Origin of the sequence: Microbacterium sp. CPCC 204701 (genome assembly GCF_004010105.1) — a bacterium.
GTDB lineage: Bacteria > Actinomycetota > Actinomycetes > Actinomycetales > Microbacteriaceae > Microbacterium.
Window position 1 is genome coordinate 1 of record NZ_RRYE01000264.1, and the last position, 4,322, is coordinate 4,322.

At 69.3% G+C, this 4,322-nt stretch carries 6 protein-coding genes and 1 pseudogene; 4 read left to right on the top strand and 3 right to left on the bottom strand.

Features of this window, described 5'->3' with window-relative positions:
* Positions 1-431: PadR family transcriptional regulator (locus EIO58_RS13495; protein WP_164861704.1), on the bottom strand; the 431-nt coding region annotated here is incomplete at its 3' end.
* A gap of 5 nt (positions 432-436) precedes the next feature.
* Complete coding sequence (locus EIO58_RS13500) at positions 437-1,330, bottom strand: DUF4097 family beta strand repeat-containing protein (protein WP_127819970.1); 894 nt, start codon at positions 1,328-1,330, stop codon at positions 437-439.
* Between the two features lie 174 nt (positions 1,331-1,504).
* On the opposite strand from EIO58_RS13500, the gene EIO58_RS13505 reads away from it, so the two are divergent.
* Complete coding sequence (locus EIO58_RS13505) at positions 1,505-2,287, top strand: MerR family transcriptional regulator (protein ID WP_127819971.1); 783 nt, start codon at positions 1,505-1,507, stop codon at positions 2,285-2,287.
* A 70-nt stretch (positions 2,288-2,357) separates the two neighbouring features.
* Here EIO58_RS13505 and EIO58_RS18870 read toward each other — a convergent pair whose 3' ends face one another.
* The gene (locus tag EIO58_RS18870) at positions 2,358-2,522 is read right to left on the bottom strand and encodes a hypothetical protein (RefSeq protein WP_164861705.1); all 165 of its coding nucleotides are present in this window, start codon (positions 2,520-2,522) and stop codon (positions 2,358-2,360) included.
* A 225-nt stretch (positions 2,523-2,747) separates the two neighbouring features.
* On the opposite strand from EIO58_RS18870, the gene EIO58_RS13510 reads away from it, so the two are divergent.
* From EIO58_RS13510 to EIO58_RS13520, 3 genes and pseudogenes are all read left to right on the top strand, one after another.
* Positions 2,748-3,635, top strand: coding sequence for an SDR family oxidoreductase (locus tag EIO58_RS13510; RefSeq protein ID WP_127819972.1), 888 nt, complete (start codon positions 2,748-2,750; stop codon positions 3,633-3,635).
* A 57-nt stretch (positions 3,636-3,692) separates the two neighbouring features.
* Complete coding sequence (locus tag EIO58_RS13515; protein WP_127819973.1) at positions 3,693-3,959, top strand: DUF7218 family protein; 267 nt, start codon at positions 3,693-3,695, stop codon at positions 3,957-3,959.
* Positions 3,960-4,005: 46 nt separating this feature from the next.
* Positions 4,006-4,322 (top strand): annotated as a pseudogene (locus EIO58_RS13520) (DNA topoisomerase IB); the annotation flags it as partial.

The window sequence follows — 4,322 nt, forward strand, 5'->3', positions numbered from 1 at the left end:
AGCACCCGGGGATCGTCGGCGCGCGGCTCGTGCGGGGCCGAGGTGCGCTCGGCCCGGGAGGCGGCGGCGAGGTCGGCGCGCAGGCTCTTCATCGCCTCGCGCACGCTGCCCCGCACCTCGTCGGCGATGAGCCGCACCGAGTCGGCGAGGCCGGCCTCGATGCCCTCGAGGTCTCCGGCCCGAGCCTGCACCTCGGCGTGACCCACCTCGGTGATCGAGTAGATCGTCTTGCGGCCCTCGACGGTCTTGGTGACGAGGCCTTCCTCTTCGAGCTTCGCGAGCCGCGGATAGATCGTGCCGGCACTCGGCGTGTAGGTGCCGCCGGTGCGGTCCGAGAGGGCCTGCATGATGTCGTAGCCGTGGCGCGGCCCCTCATCGAGCAGATTCAGCAGGTACAGGCGCAGATCGCCGTGGGAGAAGACGGGGGTCATGGCGCTCACCATTCCTCTTCGTCGACACCGGCTGCTTCGTCGACACCGGCTGCGGCATCGGCTGGGGCATCCGTCGGAGCATCTTCGGCGCGGCGCAGCACGGTCACGCCGCCCGACACGCTGTTGGCGCGGACGTCGGCGAAGCTGCCGCTGAGCTCACCGGTCGAGCCGGTGAAGTTGGTGAGAGGGCCGGTTCCGGTGCCCGAGCGCACGGCGCCGTCCACGAGTACGCGGCCGCTCACACTGCGGACGGCATAGTTCGCGGGGTAGCCCTTGTCGAGGCGCACCGTCGCGTTGCCGCTCACGGTGTTGAGGTTGACCGAGGCGATGTCGCCGGTCGAGTCCACGAGAATGGCACCCGAGACCGTGTCGATCGTGGCCTTGCGAAGCGCTCCGGTGGCGGCGACATCGCCCGAGACGCTGTTGGCGCTCAGCGCGCCCACGAGCTCGCGCACCTGCACGTCGCCCGATACGGCGTTGACCGTGAGGTCGCCGGTGAGGCCGTCGACGATGATGTCGCCCGAGACGGTGTTGAGGCGGGCGTCGTTGCGCAGGCCCGACACCAGCGCGCTCGCGCTGACGACGCCGAGGTTGAGTGCGACCGAGCGCGGGACGGCGACGCTGATCTCGGCCTTGGGGCCGCCGGCGCCGAAGTTGCGGAACACCTCGAGGAAGTTGTCCCAGCGCAGCTGCGGGTGGTCGATCTCGACGGTGTCGCCGGTCACTTCGATCCGGAGGTCTTTGATGGTGACGCCGTGCACCTCGATGCGGGCGCCGGGCTCGTCGTGGGCGATGACGTCGATCTGGCCTCCGACGAGGCCGACTTTGAGCGAGCGCACATCCTCGATGTCGATGACGCGCGTCTCGCCCGGGTGGATGATCCACTTCTCCAGGGTCATGGCTGGTTCTCCTGTTGTGTCTGCGAGGGTCAAGTCGCGATATATCGCGTGTCAAGAGAGAATAACACGATATATCGCGAAAACGCCAGTCTGTCCGAGATCTCTCACTTGACCTTGACGTTACGTCAACCTCTAGCGTGGAGCACACGACGCGAACGACAGAGAGGAGGCCTCATGGACCACGACCGCGAATGGTCTATCCAGCAGATCGCGAAGCTCGCCGGCACCACCAGCCGCACGCTCCGCCACTACGACGACATCGGCCTGCTCGCACCGTCGAGCATCGGCCACAACGGCTATCGCCACTACGACCGGGCGGCGCTCGTGCGCCTGCAGCGCATTCTGCTGCTGCGCGAACTCGGACTCGGCCTGCCCCAGATCGCAGACGTGCTCGACCGCGAGGCCTCCGAAGCCCACGCGCTCGAGACCCACCTCGCGTGGCTGCGACAGGAGCAGGGCCGGCTGACGCGGCAGATCGCGTCGGTCGAGGGCACCATCACGGCATTGAGAGGAGGTGAAGAACTGATGGCAGAGAACATGTTCGACGGATTCGACCACACCCAGTACAAGGAGGAGGTCGTCGAGCGCTGGGGCGCGCAGGCCTACGCCGACAGCGACCGCTGGTGGCGCTCGCTGAGCGCCGACGAGAAGGCCGCGTGGCAGCAGCGGGTGTCCGACCTCGGTCGCGACTGGATCGCGGCCGCCGAGGCGGGCATCGCCCCTGAGAGCGACGAGGCGCAGGCGCTCGCGAAGCGCCATGTCGAGTGGCTCACCGGCGTGCCCGGCACGCCGGCGGCCGCCCTGGGCGGCGACGTCAAGGGCTACGTCATCGGCCTCGGCGAGATGTACGTGGCCGACCCGCGCTTCGGCGCGAACTACGCCACGAGCGAGGGCGGCACCGCCGGCGCCGAGTTCGTGCGCGACGCGCTGCGCGTGTACGCGGAGGCGAACCTCTAGTCCCCTGGACAGACGGATGCCGCGACCCGCCCGGGTCGCGGCATCCGTGCTTCCGGAACGCGGCGCGTCGTCAGGTGTTGCGGCTGCCGCTGATGACCCGGAAGAGGAACGCGATGAGCGCGATGACTCCGACGATGAGCGCGACCCACAGCAGCCAGCTCAGCGCCGAGTTGAGGCCGCCGACGATCGCAAGGATGATCGCGACGACGATGATGATGATCAGGGCGAGGTTCATAGGAGTCACTCCTTCTGTGTCGTCGATGCGCGGGAGCGCACCGGGTGCCTCGTGGGCACCTTCCGAGAGTGGCACCGGGAGGGGCGCGGTCGTAGGGGCTTGACGAGCTTCCCGCGGCGGTGATAGCCGCGTGAGGACGCACCGCGGGGCTGCGGCGGAGTAGTGGGGCCTCGTCGCGATGTCAACCCCCGTGAGTGGGCCCGAACGTCGCCGTAGCGTCGCGGCATGAGCACATCCGAGCCGACCGATCCGACGGAGAAGCACCACGCCGGCGGATTCCCCTCGCAGGAGCAGGACCAGCCCGGCCACACCGACGAGACCCGGCCCACTCCGGACCACGGGGAGCGCACCTATCGCGGCTCGCTGCGGCTGACCGAGCGCCGGGCGCTCATCACGGGCGGTGACTCGGGCATCGGTCGCGCGGTCGCGATCGCCTTCGCGCGGGAGGGCGCCGACGTCGCGCTGACGTACCTGCCGGAAGAGCAGGAAGATGCCGACGAGACGGTGCGCTGGGTGCACGAGGCCGGCGTCAAGTCGCTGCCGATGGCCGGCGACCTCCGCGAGGAGGCGTTCTGCGCCGAGATCGTGGAGCGCACCGTGGCCGAGCTGGGCGGACTCGACGTCGTGGTGCTGAACGCGGCCTATCAGAAGGACCGCGACGGCATCGACACGCTCGAGACAGCCGAGTTCGACCGCGTCTTCCGCACGAACCTCTACTCGCAGCTGTTCACGGCGCGGGCGGCGGTGCCGCACATGAACCCGGGCGCATCGATCATCGTGACGACGTCGGTTCAGGCGTTCAATCCGTCGCCGGGCCTGATCGACTACGCCATGACGAAGGCGGCGCAGGTGGCGTTCGTAAAGGCTCTCGCGCAGGAGCTCGGACCCAAGGGCATTCGGGTGAACGGCGTCGCCCCCGGACCTATCTGGACCCCGCTCATCCCGGCGACCGGCTGGGATGCCGATCGGCTCGAGTCGTTCGGGCAGGACACGCCCCTCGGGCGTGCGGGCCAGCCGGCCGAGCTCGCCGGCGCATACGTGTACCTCGCCGGCGAGGAGGCCTCGTACACCTCTGGAGCCATCCTCCCGGTGACGGGAGGCAAGGGGCTGTGACGACCGAGCGGGAGCAGTGACGTCCGCGAGCGCGGACGACGAGGGAAGGAGCAGCGCATGCCCAAAGGACGCGGATCGAACCTCAAGGATCGCGAGCTGTACGAAGAGCTGCGCGAGGACGGCGCCTCGAAGGAGAAGGCGGCGCGCATCTCGAATGCCGCTGCCAGTCAGGGGCGCAAGAAGGTCGGCAGCCGCGGCGGCAACGCCAAGGACTACGACGAGCGCACCGTGCCCGAGCTGCGCAAGCGCGCCAAGGAGCTCGGCCTCACGGGTTACTCGAGCAAGAACAAGTCCGAGCTCATCTCGATGCTGCGCAACCACTGAGCGGGCGCCGCGCACCGGCATCCGGGCTCGTCGAAGGAGGTGACGGATGCCGAGACTCGCGCGCGTGCGCCCGTACGACGATCCCGGGATCCGGCGGGTGCGTGCAGGCTCCGGGTTCCGCTACCTCGACGCGAAGGGCCGCACACCGACGCGGCGTCATCTGGAGCGCATCCGGAAGCTGGTGATCCCTCCGGCGTGGGACGACGTGTGGATCAGCGCCAGACCGAATGGGCACATCCAGGCGGTCGGCATCGATGACGCCGGGCGACGGCAGTACCTGTACCACCCGACGTGGACGGCCGGCCGCGACCGGGGCAAGTTCGCCCGCGCGCTCGCGCTCGCCGAGGCGCTGCCGCGTGCCCG